This is a genomic window from Streptomyces sp. NPDC088400 (genome assembly GCF_044753355.1).
Taxonomy (GTDB): Bacteria; Actinomycetota; Actinomycetes; order Streptomycetales; family Streptomycetaceae; genus Streptomyces.
On sequence record NZ_JBIVMZ010000036.1, the window covers coordinates 1 to 1536 of the forward strand.

Below are 1536 nucleotides of genomic sequence, written 5' to 3' on the forward strand. Positions count from 1 at the left end.
GTCTCTATGTCCTTCGTCAAGGACGTGGTGCCTGGTGTGCGGGTGTTTGGGATGGTCATGCGGCGAGGGTGACGGTGGGGTTTCTGGACTCGTAGAAGGTGCCGTCGCGGAGCATGGCGAAGAGGACGCTGATGCGTTGGCGGGCGAGTCGCAGAAGTGCCTGCGTGTGGGTTTTGCCGCGGGCGCGTTGGCGGTCGTAGTAGGTGCGGGAGGCGGGGTCGGCGTTCATGCAGGCGAAGGCGGAGAGGAACATGGCGCGTTTGAGCTGCCGGTTTCCGCCTCTGGGTGCGTGTTCGCCGTGGATCGAGGTCCCCGAGGATCTGGTGGTGGGGGCGAGGCCGGCGTAGGAGGCGAGGTGGGCGGCGCTGGGGAAACCGGTGCCGTCGCCGACGGTGACCAGGAGGACGGCCCCGGTCCTGACTCCGACTCCGGGCATCGAGGTCAGGACCGGGTGAAGAGGGTGGGCCTCCAGCAGGGTGCTGATCTGGGCTTCCAGTGCCCGGCGCTGGTCATGGACCGCGGCGAGGGAGGCCGCCAGGGACGGGATCACGATGTCGAGGGTGCCCGTGCCGGGAACGATGACGGTCTGCTCGTCGAGAGCGTCGAAGACGTCGTCGATCAGCCGCGCGGCCATGCGCGGGGCTTTCGGTCGGATGAGTTCGACGAGTCTGCGGCGGCCGGCCTTCCTCAGAGAGGCTGGGGACCCGTATCGCTCGAGGAGCCAGGTGACGGCGGGGTGGTCGAGCCGTGGGCCCAGGACTCGTTCCAGGGAGGGGTGGAACTGGGTGAGCAGGCCGCGTATCCGGTTGGAGGTGCGGGTCGCCTCGGCCGCGAGGTCCTGGTCGAAGCCGGTCAGCACCGTGAGCTCGGCGGTGATCTCGTCTGTCAGCTCCAGCGACCGCAGCGTGTGAGGCATCGTCCGGGCCGCGTCCGCGATCACCGCCGCGTCCTTCGCGTCCGTTTTCGCCTCGCCCGGATAAAGATCGGCGATCCGCCGCATCGCGAGTCCGGGCAGGTAGGCGACCTCGCAGCCGGCGTCGCGGGCGACAGTCAGCGGCAGGGCGCCGATGGACGCGGGCTGGTCCACGATCACCAGGACGGTGCCGAACTTGGTCTTGAGCTTGTCGAAGACGGCCCGCAGCTTGGGTTCGCTGTTGGGCATCGGCTTGTCGAAGACCTTCTTCCCGGCCGGGGTGAGCCCGTGGCCGTGGTGGGCCGTCTTGCCGACGTCCATCCCGAGGAAGACGCCCACGTCTTCGGTGTTGAACATCGCACCCTCCCTGAGGTGTTGACCGTGCCGGCCTCGGCGTTGGCACCGTGCTCGCGCATCCACGTTATGCAGACCTGCCGCCCACGTCTGTGCCCGGCATTGCGCCGGACCGGGCGGTGGCCGGGTCTCTCATCAGCGTCTCCGACGGCACCCCACGGACCCGGCGACACCACCCCCCAGGTCATGCCTTCGACAGAGGGGACACAGTCATACCGGGCCCGGAGGCCAGCGGCCCCATTGCAGGACCGCGAAAAACATAACGGGGG

Annotated in this window: 1 protein-coding gene; it reads right to left on the bottom strand. The window is 68.7% G+C overall.

Annotation, left to right across the window (positions count from 1 at the left end; genetic code table 11):
• Positions 1–55: 55 nt before the first annotated feature.
• Positions 56–1270 (bottom strand): IS110 family transposase, encoded by a 1215-nt coding sequence (locus ACIQD6_RS36190; RefSeq protein WP_401891336.1) that lies wholly within the window; start codon positions 1268–1270, stop codon positions 56–58.
• Positions 1271–1536: the final 266 nt, after the last annotated feature.